At 43.1% G+C, this 22,470-nt stretch carries 15 protein-coding genes; 8 read left to right on the top strand and 7 right to left on the bottom strand.

The window, feature by feature from the left end:
- Positions 1-13: 13 nt before the first annotated feature.
- Positions 14-1,696: a chaperonin GroEL gene (groL, locus tag J6I44_RS13205; protein WP_265766620.1), complete on the top strand. Its 1,683-nt coding sequence runs from the start codon at positions 14-16 to the stop codon at positions 1,694-1,696.
- Between the two features lie 352 nt (positions 1,697-2,048).
- Here the strand turns inward: groL and J6I44_RS13200 are convergent, their stop codons facing one another.
- The 3 genes from J6I44_RS13200 to J6I44_RS13190 are packed head-to-tail and all read right to left on the bottom strand — an operon-like array spanning position 2,049 to position 6,035.
- The gene (locus J6I44_RS13200) at positions 2,049-2,834 is read right to left on the bottom strand and encodes a lytic murein transglycosylase (protein ID WP_265766619.1); all 786 of its coding nucleotides are present in this window, start codon (positions 2,832-2,834) and stop codon (positions 2,049-2,051) included.
- Between the two features lie 15 nt (positions 2,835-2,849).
- A complete protein-coding gene (locus tag J6I44_RS13195) occupies positions 2,850-4,523 on the bottom strand; it encodes a beta-N-acetylhexosaminidase (RefSeq protein ID WP_265766618.1) in 1,674 nt (557 codons plus the stop codon).
- Between the two features lie 48 nt (positions 4,524-4,571).
- Positions 4,572-6,035 carry an alpha-L-fucosidase gene (locus J6I44_RS13190; protein WP_265766617.1) on the bottom strand — a complete coding sequence of 488 codons (1,464 nt, stop codon included), beginning with the start codon at positions 6,033-6,035 and terminating at the stop codon, positions 4,572-4,574.
- A gap of 169 nt (positions 6,036-6,204) precedes the next feature.
- Here J6I44_RS13190 and J6I44_RS13185 point away from each other — a divergent pair, with 169 nt between their 5' ends.
- Both J6I44_RS13185 and J6I44_RS13180 read left to right on the top strand, forming a co-directional pair.
- The gene (locus tag J6I44_RS13185; RefSeq protein ID WP_265766616.1) at positions 6,205-8,019 is read left to right on the top strand and encodes a sodium:solute symporter family protein; all 1,815 of its coding nucleotides are present in this window, start codon (positions 6,205-6,207) and stop codon (positions 8,017-8,019) included.
- Between the two features lie 48 nt (positions 8,020-8,067).
- A complete protein-coding gene (locus J6I44_RS13180) occupies positions 8,068-8,874 on the top strand; it encodes an endonuclease/exonuclease/phosphatase family protein (RefSeq protein WP_265766615.1) in 807 nt (268 codons plus the stop codon).
- A gap of 1 nt (position 8,875) precedes the next feature.
- Here the strand turns inward: J6I44_RS13180 and J6I44_RS13175 are convergent, their stop codons facing one another.
- Entirely contained in the window at positions 8,876-9,829 is a 954-nt protein-coding gene (locus J6I44_RS13175) for a DNA-3-methyladenine glycosylase family protein (RefSeq protein WP_265766614.1), read from the bottom strand.
- Between the two features lie 152 nt (positions 9,830-9,981).
- Positions 9,982-10,749 carry a hypothetical protein gene (locus tag J6I44_RS13170; protein WP_265766613.1) on the bottom strand — a complete coding sequence of 256 codons (768 nt, stop codon included), beginning with the start codon at positions 10,747-10,749 and terminating at the stop codon, positions 9,982-9,984.
- 866 nt (positions 10,750-11,615) lie between these two features.
- On the opposite strand from J6I44_RS13170, the gene J6I44_RS13165 reads away from it, so the two are divergent.
- From J6I44_RS13165 to J6I44_RS13145, 5 genes are all read left to right on the top strand, one after another.
- Complete coding sequence (locus tag J6I44_RS13165; protein WP_265766612.1) at positions 11,616-12,335, top strand: hypothetical protein; 720 nt, start codon at positions 11,616-11,618, stop codon at positions 12,333-12,335.
- Positions 12,336-12,600: 265 nt separating this feature from the next.
- Entirely contained in the window at positions 12,601-14,664 is a 2,064-nt protein-coding gene (locus J6I44_RS13160; protein ID WP_265766611.1) for a caspase family protein, read from the top strand.
- A 152-nt stretch (positions 14,665-14,816) separates the two neighbouring features.
- Positions 14,817-15,218: a hypothetical protein gene (locus J6I44_RS13155; protein WP_265766610.1), complete on the top strand. Its 402-nt coding sequence runs from the start codon at positions 14,817-14,819 to the stop codon at positions 15,216-15,218.
- Positions 15,219-15,514: 296 nt separating this feature from the next.
- Positions 15,515-19,177: a caspase family protein gene (locus tag J6I44_RS20905; protein ID WP_265766609.1), complete on the top strand. Its 3,663-nt coding sequence runs from the start codon at positions 15,515-15,517 to the stop codon at positions 19,175-19,177.
- Positions 19,178-19,203: 26 nt separating this feature from the next.
- On the top strand, positions 19,204-19,587 hold the full coding sequence (locus J6I44_RS13145) for a hypothetical protein (RefSeq protein ID WP_265766608.1): 384 nt from the start codon (positions 19,204-19,206) through the stop codon (positions 19,585-19,587).
- Positions 19,588-19,758: 171 nt separating this feature from the next.
- Here J6I44_RS13145 and J6I44_RS13140 read toward each other — a convergent pair whose 3' ends face one another.
- Together J6I44_RS13140 and J6I44_RS13135 are read right to left on the bottom strand one after the other, a co-directional pair.
- On the bottom strand, positions 19,759-21,489 hold the full coding sequence (locus J6I44_RS13140; protein WP_265766607.1) for an ATP-dependent DNA ligase: 1,731 nt from the start codon (positions 21,487-21,489) through the stop codon (positions 19,759-19,761).
- Positions 21,482-22,468 (bottom strand): MBL fold metallo-hydrolase, encoded by a 987-nt coding sequence (locus tag J6I44_RS13135; protein ID WP_265766606.1) that lies wholly within the window; start codon positions 22,466-22,468, stop codon positions 21,482-21,484. The genes J6I44_RS13140 and J6I44_RS13135 overlap by 8 nt, the downstream gene beginning before the upstream one ends.
- Positions 22,469-22,470: the final 2 nt, after the last annotated feature.

Below are 22,470 nucleotides of genomic sequence, written 5' to 3'. Positions count from 1 at the left end.
TTAATAGACAACTATGTCAGCAAAATTAGTTCATTATGATATGGATGCGCGCGATGCTCTAAAGCGTGGCGTTGACAAGCTTGCCAATGCTGTCAAGGTGACTTTAGGTCCGCGCGGACGTAACGTAGTAATCGAAAAATCATTTGGTGCTCCTACCGTAACGAAAGATGGTGTAACGGTAGCCAAAGAAATTGAGCTGTCCAACAAACGAGAAAATATGGGCGCTCAAATGGTGAAAGAAGTTGCTTCCAAAACCAGCGATAACGCCGGTGATGGAACAACAACGGCAACCGTATTGGCGCAGTCTATCATCCAAACGGGTCTGAAAAACGTTACAGCCGGTGCAAACCCGATGGAGCTGAAGCGTGGTATCGACACCGCAGTGAAAGCTATTGTTAAAGAACTGCGCAGCATGAGTAAGCCCGTTGGTGACAGCCTCGAAAGCATCAAGCAGGTAGGAAGCATTTCTGCCAATGGTGATGAAGAGATCGGCCAGAACATTGCCGACGCCATGGAAAAAGTTGGTAAAGATGGTGTCATCACGGTTGAAGAAGCCAAAGGTACTGAAACCTATCTCGAAACGGTTGAAGGTATGCAGTTCGACCGAGGCTACTTGTCTCCTTATTTTGTGACCGATTCCGAAAATATGGTTGCAGAAATGGAAGAGCCTTACATCCTGATCTTCGACAAGAAGATTAGCAATATGAAGGACCTGCTTCCTATCCTTGAAAAAGTAATTCAAACCGGTAAGCCTCTGCTTATCATCGCTGAAGATATTGAAGGCGAAGCTCTGGCTACCTTGGTTGTTAACAAGCTGCGCGGCTCGCTGAAAATTGCTGCCGTAAAAGCTCCTGGATTTGGAGATCGTCGTAAGCAAATGTTGGAAGACATTGCAATCCTTACCGGCGGTACTGTTATTTCTGAAGAGCGTGGTTACAAGCTCGAGAATGCTACGCTTGATTACTTAGGCGTTGCTGATCGTGTAAACATCACGAAGGACGATACTACCGTTGTTGGTGGCCATGGTTCTGATGATGACATCAAAGGCCGTGTTAACCAAATTAAAGGCCAAATCGAATCTACTACTTCTGACTACGACCGCGAGAAGCTGCAAGAGCGTCTTGCCAAGCTTAGCGGTGGTGTAGCAGTATTGAACATTGGTGCTGCTTCTGAAGTTGAAATGAAAGAGAAGAAGGCTCGCGTTGAAGACGCCCTTCATGCTACACGTGCCGCTGTTGAAGAAGGCATCGTAGCTGGTGGTGGCGTTGCATTACTGCGTGCTCAGAAAGCTCTTGACGGCCTGGAAGGTGAAAATCCTGATCAGGAAGTTGGATTCGATATCATCCGCAGAGCTCTTGAAGCTCCACTCCGGTCTATCGCTAACAATGCAGGTACGGAAGGGTCTATCGTTGTACAAAAAGTTAAAGAAGGCGAAGGTGCCTTCGGTTACAACGCTCGTACCGATGTGTACGAAGATCTGATTGAAGCCGGTGTTATTGATCCTACGAAAGTAACACGCACCGCTCTTGAAAATGCTGCTTCTGTAGCTGGCCTGATGCTGACTACCGAAGCCCTCATCTCTGAGAAGCCTTCTGAAGGCGACGATGATGATGACGGACCTGCCGGCGGCGGTATGCCAGGCGGCATGGGTGGTGGAATGCCCGGAGGCATGGGCGGAATGGGTGGCATGATGTAAATCATCCCTGATTCCGTTTAGCCTTATACGCTAAATTTAAGCCTCACTTCTTAGCGGAAGTGAGGCTTTTTTATTTTGGAAATCAGTAAGAAGCCAGTTTTATCATTTATTTTATCTCAGATTATACCGCTATAGCTGTACTAAGCAGGTACACAAAGAGCTTGGTGTAACTCTGTGTCTTTTCTGTGGTTCTTTGTGAAATAACAATCCTCTAAACACCTATTTTTTGGAAGTGATAAGCTTAATAAAGGTATTGGTAGAGACAAATAGTGTGAGCGTTAGCTCGTGCTATCCTTCAACTACTAAGCGTTAGACTTTACTACAGTAATTTATTGGGAAGGGATGTATGATTTTATTTGGATTCTTTCTCAATTTCGTCAGCTAAATCCAAAATAGTATCTGCATAGAGATCGCTGGGATTATATCGCAATACGGAGGTACGCAAACTATTTGTTCGTTCTTGGAAATGAGCTAAATAGTTGGCTACGGACATAATGCTGTTATCCATATCAAAAATATCTTTGCCTACCCACCACTTATTAACGGAGTAGGGGATGAACTGGGCCGGTGACATGGCGCCGGCATAACTCGATTTTAGTGTAAAAACATCAACCTGTTTTCGATCTACAAATTCAAGGAGCTCCTTGAGCTGGGCTTTGGCAAAATCAGCACGATAATCCACAAGAGCCATTGATATGTACACATTAAGCGGATTGTAACTCCCTAAAACAGTACCATATTTTGATTCGATACCGATAATAGCTGTAATAAGATACTTTGGGATACCATATTTTTCTTCGGCTTTTCGGAGTTGGTTCGAATGGGTATGCAGGAACTCTACACCCTGACTAACTTTTTCTTCGAAATCCAGAATCTCTTTGTATTCGTCCAGCGTAGGAGTGGTACGTTCTGCGGATCCCTTAAACCGTTGATCAATTTCTCCATATACTTCGAAGCGATTATCATTCGTAAAGGTGCTGAGGTCGTATCCCTGCTTCTCAAATTCGGAAGAAAGTCTGGCTAATTCCTGCTGATACTGCTCAGCATAAGATAGAGAATCTGAGTTTGACTGGGCCTTGGTTTGTACCGTTAGCACCACCAGAATGATTGCCGGAAAAAGTATATGGAGATATTTCATTGCTATAATATCAAACTATTCATTTGGATTTTTAAGCTCTGGTTGAGCGCCACGAAAATGTTCCGCAGCGTTTACATCCAGAATGTCAAATCGCTTAAACTGTGTCTGTAGCCGCTGCCAGAAGTAATCCCAGTTTCGTTTTTCTTTGGGAGACCAGTTTACTTCTGCCAAAGCAGAGGCCCGGGGATAGGCCATATATTCGACCTTTTCGCCTGAGTGCATATACTCAGTCCATACATTGCCCTGAGCACCCAAAATAAACTCGCTCTCCTTTTCGGAGAGTTCTTCCGGGATGGGCTCATAAGAATAGGTTTTTTCAAGGGTAGTAAATCCACCAATAGCTAAGGGTTCGCTGTTGGGATTGGCTTGGTGATGATCGAGATAAAGATGCGATCCAGGCGTCATAATGACGTCATGGTGTTGTTTGGCGGCTTCAATACCGCCTTCGATACCCCGCCAGCTCATAACCGTTGCATTAGGCGCCAGGCCGCCTTCCAGAATCTCGTCCCATCCGATAATTTGTCGCCCATGCTTATTGAGAAACTTCTCGATACGTGTTATGAAGTAACTCTGCAGTTCATGTTCGTCTTCCAGTCCTTCACGCTCGATAACTTTTTGCGCAAACTGGCTTTCCTCCCACTGTTTTTTGGGGGCTTCATCGCCACCAATATGGATATATTCGCTGGGGAAAAGTTCCATTACTTCCGTCAGTACGTTTTCAAGAAAGGTAAAGGTCTTTTCACGAGGACAGTAAATATCATCAAATACGCCCCAGGTAGTTTGTACCTGGTAGTTTTTGGTTGGTATACATCCTAATTCCGGATAGGCAGCCAGAGCGGCCGAAGCATGCCCCGGCAATTCAATTTCGGGGATAATTGTCACATGCTTTTTTTGAGCATAATCGACCACTTCACGAATCTCTTCCTGCGTGTAATAGCCACCGTATTTTTGATTATCATAATGTCCTGAACCGTAATGACCCACGAGGGTGGAATCTCTCCAGGCTCCTACTTCCGTTAATTTAGGATACTGTTTAATTTCGATACGCCAGCCTTGGTCTTCTGTTAAATGCCAATGGAAACGATTCATTTTGTGTATAGCTAGCAAATCGATATAGCGTTTTATAAAATCCACCGGGAAGAAATGACGTGCTACATCCAGGTGCATACCCCGGTAGGTGAACCGTGGGTGATCTTCGATTTCTACCCCCGGGATGGTCCATTCGGTATCCTGTGGGACCAGGGAATAGTCCGTCTGATAAATTTGGGCAGGGAATAACTGGAGCAGTGATTGCATTCCATAGAATAATCCCGTGGAGGTTGGAGCTTCTATTGCCACATTATCTTCCGTAACAGACAGATGGTAGCCTTCTTCGTTATCGATTGCATCATCAATGACTAAGGCAATAGCGTTGGATTGTCCGGTTTGGGCGCCATTATTTTTTATGGTGATGCTATATCCGGTAGCCGAATTAATCGCATCTCGGAGCTGAAGAGCAATATTTTTTATTTCATATTGGGAGATATCAGCATGGATGGTTGTACTTCGGTTAAGCTCAAATGAACCCTCTGTTAATTCCATCGAAACGGGCTCCGGAATGATAGAAATGTTGTGCCCGGTTTGGGCCCAAGCTGTACTTGTTAACAGGTAGATAAAAGTTAAAACTAAAAGGCTTTTTATGTATTTCATAAATCGCTTAAGGTAAGGAACTTAGAATGGTTGCTTATGTTATAAAGACTATCTAATAGCCATTTCTCCAGTTGAACTTTCGCCTGCATGATAAAGGCTAATTTCGTTAATAGTTGGTCGATTTAAAAAGTCATCAAACGAAATTCGGATGGCATCAGCGGTTGTTTCATCAAGCTGGAGAAGTCGCTTATAACCTACGGTTGTTTCTTCAGCAATAGATTGCCAACTACCATCCACGCGAGCGGAAACAGAAAAGGAAGAAATACGCTGACCGAGGGGGATGTATTCTTGTAGCTCCAGTAAATTGAAGGTTACCGGTTCATCAAAAGTGAGCGTTAGTTGTGGAGTGGCATCGTTGTTAGAAGCAGCCCAAAAGGTGTCCCAGTTGCCATCAATAGCCTGAGAGGCGGGGTTGGAAGCATCCGCATGATTGGCTTCAATAGAGGCATTGCCAATCAGATTCTCATCAAACATCGTTTCCAGGGTATCAGAAAAGGCATACAGGCGTTTGACATCGGTGGGATGAAACTGTCCGTCTTTGTTTGGAGGAATATTCAGCAGCAGTGTACAGTTGCGACCAACCGACTTCATATAAATCTCAGTTAGTTCAGCAACGGTTTTTACTTCCTCATTTTCTTCTTCGTGGAAGAACCAGCCCGGACGGATGGAGACATCGCACTCTCCAACTACCCAATCAGGTCCGCCGGCTTCTCCGGTATTCAGGTATTCGCCCTGGCCGGCTTTTCCGATGGTGATGGAGTCTCGGTTTACCGTCGACCAGTTTGTTTCTCCTGCAAAACCATGCTCATTGCCAATCCACCTAATATCGGGTCCTTCATCAGAAAAGATGAGTGCATCGGGTTGTAACTCGCGCACCGTTGACCACCATTTGTCAAAGTTGTAGGTCATATCTTTGGCATCTTCACCCTTGGCGCCATCAAACCAAACTTCGGCAATATCACCATAGTTGGTAAGCAGCTCCTTCAATTGATTCAGGTAATATTCATTGTATTCGGGCGTACCGTAGGTCTCTTCATGTTTATCCCAAGGGGAGAGATAAAGGCCCAGGTCAATATCGTATTTTTCACAGGCTTCGGAAACTTCCTTTACAATATCGCCATTCCCATTTTTATAGGGACTGTTAGCAATATCATGTTCGGTATATTTGCTGGGCCACAGGCAAAATCCGTCATGATGTTTAGCCGTTAGAATGAGTGTTTCAAATCCATTTTCACTCAATGTTTTGGCCCATTGCTCGGCATCCAGTTTTTCAGGGTTAAAGATAGAAGGGTCTTCTTTTCCCGTCCCCCATTCCCGGTTGGTAAAAGTGTTGACACCAAAATGAACAAAAGCTACTTTTTCTTTTTTCTGATAGTCAACTTGTTGAGGTGATGGTTGGGTTATATTCTCTGAAATGCCATCCTGAGCAGAATTATTTTCTGTATTCTGGCAGTTTGACAAAAAAAATGGTACTAAAACGATAAAAATGAAAAGAAAGTGTTTTACTTTCATTTTGCTATTTATTATTTACATTTCTTTTTAGTTAAGGGAGCCATAATACCAAATTTGTTGAATTTTACAAATAGGTTGTTGGTTTTGATTGAAAAAAATGTTTCTTTTTGAAGCTTGCTCTATTTAAACAATTAATTTTTAAATGATTGTTCAATAAACACTTTGATTTATGCAACTTGAAGCTATCGACTGGACGATAATTGGGGCCTACCTACTCTTCTCCTTAATCATTGGTTTTGCAGTAGCTCGGCAGGCGGGTAAAAATGCCAAGCAATACTTTGCTGCTGGTAAAAATATGCCGTGGTGGTTGCTGGGGGTTTCTATGGTGGCCACAACATTTTCAACGGATACTCCTAACTTGGTAGCCAATATTGTCCGAACGGATGGGGTTTCTGGAAACTGGGTATGGTGGGCGTTTCTGCTAACAGGAATGCTTACAGTATTTGTGTACGCAAATTTATGGAAACGTTCGGGCGTACTGACGGATGTAGAATTTTATGAATTACGCTATAGCGGCAAAATGGCGGCCTTTTTGAGAGGTTTTAGATCGGTATACCTGGGATTTGTGTTTAATGTCGTCATCATGGCCACGGTTTCCCTTGCTGCCATTAAAATTGCCGGAGTTCTTATGGGGCTTAGTCCGGTAGAGACGGTCGTAATTAGTGGAATTGTGACTGTTATATATAGTTCACTCGGTGGGCTTAAGGGAGTGCTCTTGACTGATTTTTTCCAGTTCTTCTTAGCTATCGGTGGAAGTTTTATTGCAGCTTATGTAGCATTGAATCATCCGGATGTGGGTGGGTTCGAAGGCCTTCTTCAGCACAAAGATGTTATAGGACAACTGAATATTTTACCCGATTTTTCTGATCCTTCACAGGCCTTAGGCGTCTTTATTATCCCGCTCGCAGTTCAATGGTGGAGTGTCTATTATCCCGGGGCTGAGCCCGGTGGGGGCGGCTATATTGCACAACGGATGTTTGCCGCCAAGAATGAAAGCAACTCTATTGCAGCCGTATTCTTTTTCAATGCGGCACACTATGCGCTCCGTCCCTGGCCGTGGATTATCGTTGGGTTGTGCTCTATCATTGTATTTCCGGATGTTGCTTCCATGAAAGAAGCCTTTCCGAACGCTGCTTCTGTTGCAGGCGATGATATGGGATACGCCGCCATGCTTACCTTCATTCCCACCGGCTGGCTGGGATTGGTTGTGGCCTCGTTGACAGCTGCTTATATGTCTACTATTTCAACGCACTTGAACTGGGGATCATCATATTTAGTGAATGACTTCTATAAGCGGTTTGTGAATCCGAAGAGCTCTGAGAAGGAACTGGTGATGGTTGGAAGAATTTCTACCGTTGTACTCATGATTGTCGCCGGAGCTCTGGCCTTATTGATGCAGAACGCACTCGATAGTTTCCAGATTTTACTACAGATTGGAGCCGGTACCGGACTGCTTTTCATCCTTCGTTGGTTCTGGTGGCGTATCAATGCGGGCAGTGAAATTGCAGCAATGGTCATTTCATTTGTAGTGGCAGTCTATTTTCAATTCTTCCATCAATATACGGGCTTGCCACAGCTTTCCGGATGGGAAGAAATTGTGATTGGTGTTATCCTGACTACCATTGGATGGGTTGCGGTTACTTTCATGGTTAGGCCAACCTCCAAAGAGACCCTGTATCGCTTTTATGAAATTGCTCGTCCCGGTGGACCCGGCTGGCAAAAGGTGCTGGATGATGCCGACGCAGAAGGCAAGGACGTAGCTTCATTTAAAGACGAGGCATGGCGAGTACCACAAGGTATTTTCTGCATGGTCTTGGGATGTGTTGCAGTCTACGGAACCCTGTTTGCCACAGGCTATTGGATTTACGGCCACTGGATACTGGCAAGCTTCATAACAGTAGTCGCCTTGATTGCCAGTGGAATGTTGTTCAAAGCCTGGCGTAAGCTGATTGAAATTAAGCCGGATGAAGAATTGTATGAATAACCAAGAGTCGACACACTATATATCCTAACCAGATTAAATAGAACTGAAATGATGACTCCCAAAGTAAGCTTATTAATGGTCTTGGGTATCCTGTGGTCGCTAAGTGCAACTGCACAGGATACGCTCACCGTCATGTCGTATAACATCTACCACGGAGAACAGGCCTATGAAGAGGGGAAAGGCAACCTGGATGATGTATCGGCCCTGATTCGGGAAGTAGATCCCGATTTCGTAGCGCTACAGGAGGTAGATGAAATGACGGGTCGACTGGCTGCTCTCAATAATGGAAAGGCCTTTAGCTTGGTTGATAGCTTGGCAAAGCTTACGGATATGACAGGCTACTTCGGGAAGGCGATTAACTACGAGGGCGGTAGCTATGGCGAAGGTCTGCTTTCTAAAAAGCCACTTAAGTCCCAAAAAGTAATGTTGCCAATCCCTAAAGGTGGTGAAAAGAGAGCAGCATTATATGTGGAAGGGGAAACCAGCTCCGGGCAACCCTTTATTTTTGCAGGTACGCATCTTTGCCATCAATATGAGGAAAATCGATTGGCACAGGCCGGTGCAGTTAACAGCCACTTTGAGGATGAAAAGAATGTGCTTATTGCCGGTGATTTTAATTTCACTCCGGATTCAGACTCGTATAGAGCTATCCAAAAACAGTGGCTCGATGCAGCTGTAATTTATAACCAGCCACCCGAAATGACCTATTCATTTGAACATCCTGAACGGCGGATTGACTATCTTTTCCTGTCAAAGAAATCAAACTGGGAAGTTCTGGATGTCAAGGCTATTAAACGAGACTATTCTGACCACCTGCCGCTGGTGGCGAGGGTTGTCATCCATCCCACTGATTAAGTTAATCCCCGGATTTCTGTTTCTTCTCTTTTTCATTCAGGATCCAGCTCACAAATAAGAATTCGAGGGCCGAAGCTTCGTATCCCTTCCAGTTTGTGATAAGTTGCTTAAAGTCTTTCTCAGCAATCGTATCCGGATCTTCACCATAATTTAAAACAATCCACTTTCGCAACCCTTTCTCTTTGCCGGATGTTTTGTTGCTCGGGAAGCAGGCATCGGTACGATTTCTAAAGAGCATGAGTTGTTGTGCTGAGGTGGGGCCTACACCACGAACTTCTTTGATAGTTTTATAAAAAGTCTGTGGATCGCAGCTTTCGAGATGCTCCAGATCTTGCTCTCCGGATAATAAGTCCTCTGCAAAGCCAATAATGAATTCTCCTTTTCGCTTGGTGGGGCCCAGCTTTCGGATGCTCATGGGGTCAGCTTTAACCAGCTGGTGCGGGCGGGGCCAGGCTGGAATATTATCCCCTTTGGCCGTTACCAGCGAGCCATAATTCTTGCGCACCTTATACACCATCTTTTTAGCAGTGGGCTTATGCGATAGCCGCATCTGGATAATACGATTGATGGTATCTTCAAAAAGGTTCGCCCGGGCCATGCGCTTCAAACCATAGAGGTCGGTGAGCTTAGTCTCCAGCACAGGATCATTAGCAGCTTGGTCATACAGAGGACGTAGGTCAAGGTCAGTACCAAAGATGCGGCTGAGGCTTTTATTTGCTTCAGATATTTCATCTTTGTCCAAAGCTTCTTCACTTTCGAAATGGAACTCTGGATGGTCAGGATCGCCATTAAAAAAAGTGGTAACCATCACATCACGATCGCCTACGGGAATTGGCCTGCGAAATCCCTCTTCAAAGACTTTTTCCGGGTCATGTTCATGGTCAAAGTATTGTTCTACATCGAGGCACAGAAACCAGTCGTGCGGCGGGGTGGATTGTAGGGTCCAATTGCTCATGGAATAAATTAAAAATTAGGAGTTAAGAATGTAGAATTGTGAATGAACAAATGCACAAGTTATTCTCATTTCGAGCGATCAACAAATTATAAATTATGACGCCTTAACTTTTCATTCGTCAACTAAATATAGCAGAGGTATAATACTATTGGTTAAAGGTTTTGACTATTTGGGGATGCCTCAGAGTTTAGCTGATAATTTAGCTGAAAAAGCAGTGGTCGGATATTCTGGAGTACTTTCCGATGTGATTCTTGTAGGCTATCAATAAGAAGTATACGTTGTACCAAGCGATTGATATATGTTCTACGGTCTGAAGCTGAAAAACTGGAGTTGAAGGCAAATTTCGGTATCTCAGAGCTGCTTTCTATAGCATCAGCGGGTACAACCTGCGAAATATTCATATTATTCAGGTTAAATACCGATAGTGTAGAATTCCATAATTTTAGAGCGGAGCGTTGCTTTTCAAAATCAAACTCGAAGTTTTGCTTGTAAGTGGCAATCTGCCGTCTTAAGATATCTGATCGGATATACTGCATGCCACCGGAATTTATCAAGTCATCAAGAGCTGCCTGAATAGGGGTAATAACATTAATAGTTGCAAGCGGCCAAATATATTTTTGCAGACTGTCAGCTGGAATTTGACCCGATGTATTGCCTTTTAACATTGACAGGAAATTACTGGTAGTTGATACATCCTCTTTCAACTTCTCCATGTGTGAATCGTAAATCCTTTGGTTTTCTTCCAGTTCAGATTTGAGAGCAGAAAGGTAGGCTTTTTCTTTTTTTATATTTTGTTTGCCCTGCCACCAAGTATCAACCCAAAAAGCGATAAGAATACTTATTACCATTAGTATTACCTGTAAAAAAGCGTAGTGGTAATCCAAATTAAAGAAAAACCGGAATCGTTCTTTAAATTTCATAAAACAGTTGTATTGAGATAAAGAATAAGTTGAAAGGCCACGAATTAAATTTTAAGATTTTTTAATAATTGGAATGCAGATGCCTGAAAATTGGATTCTGAAGATGCTATTTTTTAAAGTGGTTTCGCTTGGCTTAGTTTAATATAAGTTAGTGCCAAATACCAACGTGCGCTGGTGTTAAAGGTGTTTATACCACGCAATATATCAGTAAATAGCGGATCAGCTGTTTCAAGCTTTTTAAAATCTCCCACCTGTGCAAAAGTTATTCCTTCTATTACCTGCTTCTGTTCATAGTGTAACTTTTGTGGTTTTTCATCTTCACCTAAGCGTTTTTTGTAGATTTGATTCTCCTTAGCCGACAGCTTACGCTGTTAATACAGATCAACCTTTTCGATATCTTTTTATGAGGCCCTATTAAATATTATATCCTCCTGTTCTTCCATTTTTTAAACACCCTTTAATCCAAAAGATAGAGCAATCAATGTAAACTTGATGCGTACCTGTATTTTATATCACGTTACTGATATAAGTACAATTATATTAAGTGTAATAACTGCTATCCACTGTATCATTATTTATAAAAACATATGATTACTTGCTAAATAATCGGATATGAGCTATATATTACTAAATAAATGCGTTTTGCTTTTGGGGTAGTCTTAATTACTGGATGAAGTTTAATTAGTTTGCTGGTATTTATTTTACCAAAACTGATAATACCCAATTCATAAATACTTAATTCTAAGTACTTATGAATCCTCGGGAATAATGATGAATTAATTAAGCCACTAAAATTGGGGTTGCCTTTTGGTTTTGATCACATATAAAGACTGAATGCTAAAATGTAACTCAAGTAATATATCATCATGGAAAAGTTAAATTACTTTCTTTGCACGCTTATCCTGCTTTTACTGACCAATTATCTGGCAGTAGCCCAGAGTGATTTTGAATTACCGAACGAAAAGAAACAGAGTGAAACAATAAAAATAGTTAAGATGGCTAAAAATCTTGTCAATTTTGGTCAGCGGAATGCAAACCCCTATGCCATGGTGGCAGCTGCACAAATTTTGATGGATTTTGAAGTAGATGATGCCAACTCTGGTAAAGTAGAAAAAATGCCGGCAAAGACCGGTATATCGGAACATACTACAAAAGGGGAGGGGCTCAAACCTATTGCATTAAATTCGACTGTAATTCTAAAGGAGGCTCAACTTTATGCAAATCGAAATACTTCTATAATGGAGGTGATAAACGATCTTATTGAGAAAGCTAATCGCGGCTCCCGGGGTTATTCTTATGGCAAAGGATTTATCAAAGTTTACGAAACCATACCGGCTTATAGCTCTCGCGATTTTAAGTGGGTGTTTGAGGGGGATGAATTTGCTGAAATACTTTTTGTTGGGGATGATGATACCGATATAAATGTACACATTTACAATGTTGAAGATGGCACGTTACTTGCAAAGGATGAAAGCCATGAAAGCGGGGCTTACTTTTCGTGGACACCATCAAGTACAACAAAATATACCTTTCGTATTACGAATACAGGAGCATATGATAATACAGTCTATATATTAAGTAACTAAGAAGAGTTCGGAAAGTTAAGAAACTGAAAGTTCTATTGGAAAAATACTTCGTTCTGACTGTATCTATAAAGGGAAAACCTTATGAAGGGATATCGAATCGCAAACTCTACTATCGTTGTGTGATACTGAAAATTATAGATTTATAGGTGACAGAAATGGAGATCCAAATAAAGAGATTAACAGATGACTTTTTTCATGCAGCGACGATGTGAAGATTATCACAAAGAACGGTGTTCAAAAACCTAACAGGGATCTTAATTATATTATGAAATTTATTGTATCAGCTATTTTTGTGCTATTATTTTTTTCAATGAACTGGCAGGAGGCTATGTTTCCCGAGCCAGTAGATTCAGGGGCGCCGGAAAAGTATGCATTGGTCTTTGCCATTGGTGACTATCCTGAATCAGGGGGATGGGGGAAAATTAGCTCGGGAAATGATGTGCCATTGATTTTATCAACATTAGAAAAGCAGGGGTTCAAATCTAAAAATATTACTGTTGTTCGGGATGAAATGGCTACAAAAGAGGGGATAAAGAAGACATTTGACGAACAGTTGATGAGTAAAATAAAGACAGGTGACGTGGTATACGTACATTTTTCGTCGCATGGTCAACAGGTTATAGACAACAATGAAGATGAAGTTGACGGCTTTGATGAGGCTGTTATTCCTTATGATGCTAATCTTAGTTTTGAAGCAGGCGTTTATGAGGGAGAGAAGCACCTGCGAGACGATGAACTGGGTGAGATATTTAGTTCTGTCCGTACAAAGTTAGGTCCTGAAGGAAACCTGTTGGTCCTTATTGATGCCTGCCACTCCGGCACGGGAACACGAGGAATTGCCAAGGCGCGTGGCACACAACAAAAAATGGCTCCTGAAGGTTACAAGGTTCCAATAGCGGCTTCACAAAGAAATACACGGGGGCAACAATCTTTTATGGAGGCAGGCCATAACGATAACCAAAACCTGGCACCGATGGTTACCATTAGCGGGGCTTCGGCCGACGAGCTAAATTATGAAATCAAGGACGATAATGGTAATGGCGTAGGCTCTTTATCATATACCTTTAGTAAAGTGATGAGTCACGCCGATAAAAAAATGAGTTACCGCGAGTTGTTCGATCGTATTAAAATAGAGATGCAGAAGCGCGTACCCAATCAGACCCCTCAAATTGAGGGCGCGCTTGACCAAGAACTGTTTGGTGGCGCCTTTATAGAGTCAGAACCCTATTTTCTTCCTGACTATTGGGAGGATAATACGACTGCATTTTTGAAAGCAGGAACCTTAAAAGGACTATTTGACAGCACACGAGTGGCCGTTTTTAATCTAAGTGCGCAAGATTTAGCTAACGCTGATACTTTGGCTGAAGGATACATATTAGATGCTACTCTCACCGAAAGCTTTATGGTACTTGACGAACCAATGACAGAAGAAGATCCTCCTGATTTAAAAGTGGTTATTAGTGGGCAGAATTATGCCAGCCTTAAAGTAAAAGTAAAATTGGACTTAGCAATGAGTGCGGCAGCCCTGTCGAAAATCCACAATAGCATTAGAGCTTCTGGAGCCGGAATAATGGTAGATAGAAATCCCGATCTGGTGATTACAAATAAAGGAATATCCCGCAGTGGAGCCATTGAGATATTTACTCCCTACGATCAGAGCCTGGGAACGATTGAGGTGGAGGGTACTTCCAGTCAGGCAATGGAAAATGCGGCAAATACTATTGTTGAAACCGTGAAAGAAAATGCTCGAATAAACTTTCTGCGTAACCTCGAGATGGAGGATGACCGTCGGGCAGTATCAGTAGAAATCGTTCCACTTAAAGGCAAAGTGACTCGCGGGCGTTTTAAGGAAGAAGGAGAAATACCTTTAGGCGATTTCCGCGATACCAACGGTAATATTGTTTTTGAAGAAGGTCAGGTGTTTAAATTGCGGGTAAAAAATAAAGGATATCGAAAGGCCTATTTTACGATCCTCGATTTTACACCCGATGGGGGCCTCTCGTTGGTGGCGCCTAATAAAAACAGTAGCATGCAGCCAGCTGATTATATAATTGATAAAGGGCAGACCACTACTTTGAAGCAATTGTTTATTATGCAGGCACCTCATGGAAATGAGATGTTTAAAGTGATTGCTACCGAAGAACCGCTGGATTTGCGTCCAATAATTGATCCTATCAGGGGAACGCGTGCGGGATCGGGTAGTCCTTTTCAGCGCTTGATGAAAGAAGCTGCTTCAACCACGCGGGCAGGCAGCCTTTCCATGGGGGGCTCTTCAGCGAACATTTCATCATTTTCCTTTAAGGTCGTTCCCAAAAATAAAGAGTTTTGAATGTAATATCGGTAACCTTGACTTATTAGGACTATTGGAGGGGGCGGAGCCTCGTTATTGCAGCCTGGCAGGGCCAGTTGAAATGAAAACCATGTTACCAAACAGTTTATCTTGGGTCCATTTCATCGCAAGAAATGTAATATTCCAAAACTTTGATGATAACAAAAAAACACGTTCAAATTATATCGTACTCCGGGATTGTTTTTTCTGTAGATGGAATAACTCAAAATACCTATAAAGAACTGGATGAAACGGAGTATCATGATTCCGGTTTTAACGGCTTGAGAGGTAACGAAGAGAAAGAGGAGTTTAAAATGATGTGGAATAGTTTGTATTGCTCACAAGGAAAAGAGCTAATTCATGAATTACAATCAGGACCCATTAAGGTCTCTGCCACAGCCTGTGTTTATGCACCCTATCTTGATTCACTAAGTGCCAAGAAATATGTATTAGAAAATAAGGTGCCAAGATATGTCAACCCCGATACTAAAAGTCGTTTTGTTGGAACACTCTTAACGGGGGCATTGAATTTTGAGTTAGGAGGTATCCGATAAATATGAAGGATTTGGTGGTCTGATTTGGTTTGGTCTAATAAATGATACGCTGATAGTATAAAGCAGTCATTTCCGCCGTCCATTGGATTAACGCCTCTGGTTGAAAAGAAAAATGATAAGTGGTACCTGATGGGTTGGTCTGCCGGGGATTAAAAATCCGCCTGCAGCTTCAAAGGTTGTTAATCGGGACTGTTCTCAGGACAACGAAGGGTACATATTGATTTTAAGAATTCTAATTAAATCAGGCTGAGCGTAAAGTCGAAGCCTGCTGATTAACCAAAAACATACTACCTGTGGTGGAAAAAACCTACATAGCAACGCTGCTTCTTGCGTTTAGCATCAACCCGCTTTGTGCGCAGAGCCCGGAAATGGTCATTCAAAACGGGCACAATAGTCAGATCACTGCGCTGGCAATGCATCCGGAAAAGGAACAGATGGTTTCCCTGGGGAACGACGGCAAGCTAATTATGTGGGATATGAATACTCGCATGATTCTCGACAAGTATGAGGTTGAGAATTATACCGGAGGGACGTTTCGGCAGCAGTTGAAGTATTCGCGTTCAGCTGAAAATATGATTGTCAACATGCATGATCTCACCCATTATAAATGGCAAGAACAATCGATGACGGAGACAATTCGCCTGTCGGATGGAAAGGTTATAGCACGCGATAGTAGGGAACTCGATTTTGGGTACAGTGCCGACACGTCGCTACTGCTTACCCTAAATAGCTATTCCGATCCTGGAGTAAGTAACCGGCGTGTGATATTTTCGCAGTCTGGACTGATTATGCCGCCGCGTGATTCAACAGAGCAGGTCAAGCAGCTTCTGTTTGATACCAAAGTTACCCGCTTTAAGACTTCACCTGAAAATAATATTGCTGTAATAGGTTTCTTCGACGGTTCAGTAAAAGCAGTTGATATTCGTTCATTTAAAACCATCTGGGAAGTCAGCGATTTTTACAGTCCCATAACATCAATAGATATATCCGAAAGTAAGGGCTGGGTGGTATTTTCAGCCCGAGAAAAAGGATTGATCATTCGTCGACTGGATGACGGTGAAACGGTAAAAAAAATAGATTCAAAAGACTATCAGCTTGAAGGGGCAGAGGCAGAGAAAGATGGCTTGGGCAAAGCCCTGTTTTCGCCCGATGGCAAATACTTGGCGGCAACCGGGCGTTTTGATCACATGGTCTGGGAGACCGAAAAATTTGAGTTGCTCTACAGCGATTCACCCAGCCTTTATTTCACCTCTTTGGATTTTGGTGAAAACGCCAGCGACAACTTTGGAGATATAGGTACAATCACCGATATGGTTTTTCTAAATCAAGGCAATGAGCTTGTACTGGCAAGCGGGTCTTCACTGTTTACATTTGATATTAGCACCCAAAGGTATTCCGCGCTCTTTAACCAAAGCTTGACCGAAGGATATGAATTTAATGAGATAGGAATTTTTGGAGATGACAAAGTTTACACGACTAATGAAAATGACGAATCGCTTGAAATTATCAATTTTAATGATTTCGAAAATAAAACCTATGGCTATGCTTTTTGGAATGATTTGATTCGCAAAGCAGCACGAATTGATTCTACACTCAAAACCCTTTCTACACCACCTGTATTTCACCCTGCAGTAACTAATGTGGTGACGATAGATTCACATAATAAGCGTATTTTTACTTGGGCTTTTCCCCGACAGGATACGACGTATAACAGCGATAATTATTTTTTAGAATTCAATATAAATGACTGGTCCTTTAGGAAAGCATACGGACCTTTTAATTGGGAAAAAGATCTGTTTAAAAACATCGGCAAGCTCGTGTATCTGGATTCCGACAATGATTGGCTGGCGATGCAAAATAACATGTCAACTGCCTCGCTCCATAACTTGAATGGATTTTCAAATGACTACACGTTCTGGAATATGGCTGATAATAAAAAAATATTAGAAGCTAATATCTTAATTGATCCCGGCATAATTTCATCGATGAGCGGTCGGTTTATTGCATGGGTTGACAGCTCGTTCAGCCTGAATGTTCGCGAAACGAAAACATTAGACCGGGTATATCAAAAGCAGCTCCAATATTCGGGTAAACTGGTGCCCCCGGTATTTACAGCTGATGGTGAATTGTATATTGTAGAAAGAGATTCGGCATATAACACAACAATTACAAAAGTGCAGTTTAATCCTAAACAAGAAGAGGTGTTTTGGGAATTTAATAATGACCTTACCGCTATGGCGGTTGCCGGTGACCGAATGGCATTGGGGCTAAATTTTGATTACTCGCTCGAAAAGTGGCAGGATTCTGTACAGGTTAAAATGGAGCAGTACGGCCCTGATTATTTTAGGGATCCTTCGGTGATGATCGTTGAAAGAAATGCAGGTAAAGATTCTGTCACCACCGTTAAGAATTTGCCCGATTTCGCAACGGACATTAGTTTTGACGATCGGATGATAGTCATCAAACCGTTTCAAGAGCCCTTGCAAATACATCCCCTGCAAAATTCTTCATACGGGATCAAGCAGTACAAACTCGAGGGCTACAACATGTTTACCGACGGCACTGTTTATTCAGCCCCCAAGCAAGCACTTGATGTTATTGGATTAAAGATCAATGACCGTTCATATCCCGTAGAGAATTTTGATATTCTTTATAATCGCCCCGACAGGCTGATGAAAAAACTGGGGTTTGCCTTCGATGATCAGGTTGATTTATACCGCGGGGCGTACGAAAAGCGCTTGGCAAGAAACGGAGTAGATTCGAGTTCGATAAAAAAGCGATTCAATGTCGAAAATTTTCCGGAGGTCACAGTTACAAATAATAGTCAGATTTCGTCCGTAACATCCGATACTTTGACTACTGTTAAAGTGAGCTTATCGGATGTCAGATTTGGCCTTGCGGGCTGGAATATATCGGTAAATGGGGTACTACTCTACGGATCAACCGGAAAAAAACTGGATACAGGAGCCGGCAAAGTAATTGAGCAAACCGCAGAAATACCTCTTATGGAAGGGCCGAACCGGATTAAAATTACGGCTGTTAATAAGGCTGGTATACGATCTATACCTGTTCAGCACATCATAAATAAAGAAACTTTTGAAGAGGTAAGGCCGGATGTGTATGTGGTTAGCATCGGAGTTTCAGACTACCAACAGGATGCCTATAACTTGCAGTATGCTGCGAAAGATGCCGGTGATGTGCAAAATTTATTTAATGAACATGATTGGCGGGGCGTGAATTACTATGGAAAAATATATCGCAAGATATTGACTGACAAACAGGTAGTACGAGATTCGGTACGCGCGGTTAAACAGCTGCTGGAGCAGGCCGGACCCGATGACATCGTCATGGTATTCCTGGCGGGTCATGGCGTGCTGGGTGAGGAAAGTACTTACTACTTTGCCGGCCACGATATGGATTTTAAAAATCCTGGACGACATGGAATTTCGTTTGGTGATATTCAGTATTTATTTGACGGTATCCAGGCGCGCAAGCGGGTACTTTTTATGGACACCTGCCAGTCGGGCGAGTTGGATGAATCAGCTACTGACATTCAAACTGACAGCTCCGCTATCCACACTTATGGGGATACGCGCATTGTATCCAACTTGCAACGGGGCGTAGGCGCTTTAAGTGCAAGCGCCTCATCTGATAAAAAAGATGAATTTAAACTGATGAAAGAGCTTTTTGCCGATTTTAATTCTACAGGAACAGTTATTATCAGCGCGGCCAGCGGTACCGGCTATGCCCTTGAAAATGATACATGGAAAAACGGGGTCTTTACGTATTCTATCATCCAGGGGCTGGCGGAACGCGAGGCTGACAATGACGGTAATTACCGGATTACGGTATCAGAGCTTAAAGAGTACGTGCTGAAGAAGGTTGAGATTTTGACGGAGGGGCAGCAAACACCCACAACGCGCCAGGAAAATGTGGAATTTGATTTTCGAATATGGTAAAAGTGTAATTCATTAATAATGATCGTATGAAGATCAAAAAATACCTGCCGGTAATATTGGCAATGATCCTTGCTCTCATGGTTGGGTACGTTGTTGATCGTCCGGCCTTCACCGAGTCCGGGATGCCTACCTATGGGATAGAATTTGACAGCCAACAGTGGAAAAATGGTACCGACCGTAGAAAGGGCGCTATGGCGGGGGATCTCATCGAAAACGATACGCTTATCGGGGCCGATACGGCGAAGGTTCAGCAGTTGCTGGGACCAGCCGACCGCCAATTTCGAAATTTATATTTCTACCGGCTGAATAAAGGACAAACGTTAAGCCCCGGTGGTGATGCATGGTCGTACGATCTAATTGTTGGGTTTGATTCCCTCGATCGCGTTGCGGCCGTAAATTTGAGGGATTAATGGAAAGTACCTCAACAGAATAAAACCAACTACGATGAAATATATACTCATTATAGCCTGCCTGCTATTTTGCCCATTTCTGGCTCCTGCCCAAACCGACGACGGTGTGGGAGGTAGAAATCACAGAAGAGGATAAGCGAACTTTCTACCTTGGTCATCTGGCCGTTTGGATCAGTCCGGTGACTTAGAAGCAAAATAAAATGACGGATTTTCATCCTGTTTGAGACGATCACGATTAATCTTTTCGTCGTAGAGACGTTCTACTTCTTTGAGGCTGTCAGTATCTTCGGGGCCCAGCTCCCACCGGATGGCTTTAAACCGAGGCAGTCGCAGAGTATAGTTTGCTTTGGTTCGTTTATTCACCTGGATGTCATCAAATTCCAGCTCAACAACCACTTCAGGAATAAGTCCAAGTGTAGGACCATATTTCTCAACGGTCAGCTCTTTAATTCGCTTGTTCAGACGCTTCATCTCCTCGTCCGTATAGCCGCCATACGCTTTGCCAATCGGGATAAACTCTTCTTCATAGCGTTCATCCTCGGCTACCCGAATTCCCAAAGTAAAATCCGAATAATAGCCTCCGCGCTTCCCGCTTCCGGCGTGAGCATACATGATGACCGTATCGAGGGTGCCGCCCGGTTTTTTAACCTTGAGCCATGATTTGCGACGCTGTCCATATTCGTAAGTACTCTTCTTTTTCTTGAGCACCAGTCCTTCATTACCGTGAGCCAGCGCCTGGTCAAAAAGTTCTTCTATACTATCTTCATCTGTTACTTCAAACTGATTGGTGATGGGCAGTCGGGATGATTCAGACACTTTTTGGAGCAGTTGTCTACGCTCAATAAGCGTTTTTTCAAAAATGGGACGATCTTCATAGAAAAGCACATCATAAGCAATAAATAACACCGGGTATTTTTGCTGTATTTTTTGGGAAGGTCTCTTACGTCCCATTCTTTTTTGCAGCAGTTGAAAGGGAAGGATTTCTTCATCTTTATAAACGCATACTTCACCATCCAATACAAGGTTCGGCAGGTTGCGGCTGACAAAAAAGGTAACGATTTCCGGGAAGGAGTGCGTGATTTCATTTAGGTCTCGGGAATAAATCTCCACTTGGTTGCCACTAAGGTGGACTTGCGTCCTCATGCCATCAAATTTTTCCTCTGCTACATAGTGCCCCAGGTTTTCTACCGCGCGGCTTTCGATAGGAGAGGCGAGCATAAATGAAAGCGGATGAAAGAGGTTGAACGAGGCTTCATCCAGCTGGTTGTTTTTACAAAGCACCGCTGTACGACCGATACTACCGGTTATCATGTGGGCATATCGTACTGCTTCAACACCTTTATCAAATGCCTGGGCTAAGGCTGCCACTACACTTTTGGATTCGAAGCCAATGCGCAGGGAGCCGCGAGTCATAACACGGATGAAATATTTAATTTCTACAGGAGTCATCTTTTTCCAGGCGCTGCGTAAAATAGCCTGTTTATCATCCCGGGAAGAAACAGCAGCAATATTTTCATAGATTGCTACAATATCTGCCAAAGAAAGCTTTTGAGGACTTCGCTTTTCCCGGGCAGCTTCAATATTATGCATCAGCTTTTCAATGGCCTCAGATGAGCTTCCCAGAGCTGTTTTGCAGGGTTTAAATACTTTTTCATAATCAATTTCGCAAAAATTGGCTGCACAGGTAGAATAAGTGCGGCTACCTACGGTGGCCCGCTTACCGGATAGGTTAGAGAAAGCTCCTTCAGCCAGGAATTGGGCCGCTAAGTTTAAATTGGAATCTCGATCAATCGATTTAAAATACTTGGCACAGATCGCTATTTTACGGTTGATGCTACGGGATTCCGCAATGTGTTGCGCGGTTTCGGCCAGTTTTTGAAATGAGTTATTGAAATCAGTCATCTTCTTCCATTTCAAGGTCTAAAAATCGGGATGCAATTCCGGCTTCATCCAGATAATGCTGTACGACGCTGGCATTGGGGGTATGAGTAATATATACTTTCTGGGGCCTCAACTTTTTGCAGAGGTTAATCAACTCGAAGAAATCCAGATGGTCAGAAAGCGGAATCAGTTTATGAACGGTCAATTGCGATCGGGTGGCCTCTCTGGTAGCCCATCCTGAGCAGTACGCCAGTTTTTTCTTGCGGACGTTAGAGGCAAAGCCATTATTAATGGCTGAATTAGTGGTTATAAGTACCTTGCCTTTACAACTTTGTCGGTCGTAGGGAGCATAGTTGCCTAAATCAATTCCTGCTTGTTCATAAATATCACATAATTTATAGCCGGCTCCATGGATTTGAACGGGCAACTGGGCAGGGGCCAGCATATGCATCACCTCCTGCGCTTTGCCAAGATTATAAGCCAGGAAGACAGGTGTGTAGCCCTCTTCGAGTGATTGTATTGCAAAGGTTCTGATCTCTTTACCCAAAACTTCATGAGAGTCCCACTTGTAAATGGGCAGGCTAAACGTAGCTTCCGTAATGAAATGATCTACTGATTTTTCAGGAAGCGAGAACCCCTCGGAAGCGGGAGAGGGAGGCGTTCGGTAGTCGCCGGTATAAAGTATATTTCCGTCATCACTTTCCACAAAAACCATGGCCGACCCCAGGATGTGTCCCGCAGGATAAAGGGTGATCCTTGCTTTGTCTGTTGTTAATGTCTCGCCAAAATGTAGTCGATCGGCTTTCCCTTTAAACCCTCGTTTGCGCATCAGATCATGCGTATTGGGGGTACAGTAGACATGGGTGGCCTTTCCCCGCGGCATATGGTCGGCATGGGCGTGAGAAATAAAGGTATATTGAGTTTCGGTACCACTGTAATCGAATCCAATATTAAGATCCGGAAGCAGGATACCGTGATAGCCCGCTTTGGTAATATTCATTA

The organism is Fodinibius salsisoli (genome assembly GCF_026229185.1).
Taxonomy (GTDB): domain Bacteria; phylum Bacteroidota; class Rhodothermia; order Balneolales; family Balneolaceae; genus Fodinibius; species Fodinibius salsisoli.
The sequence above is the reverse complement of the archived record's forward strand: the minus strand, read 5'-3'. Positions and strand labels throughout refer to the sequence as shown.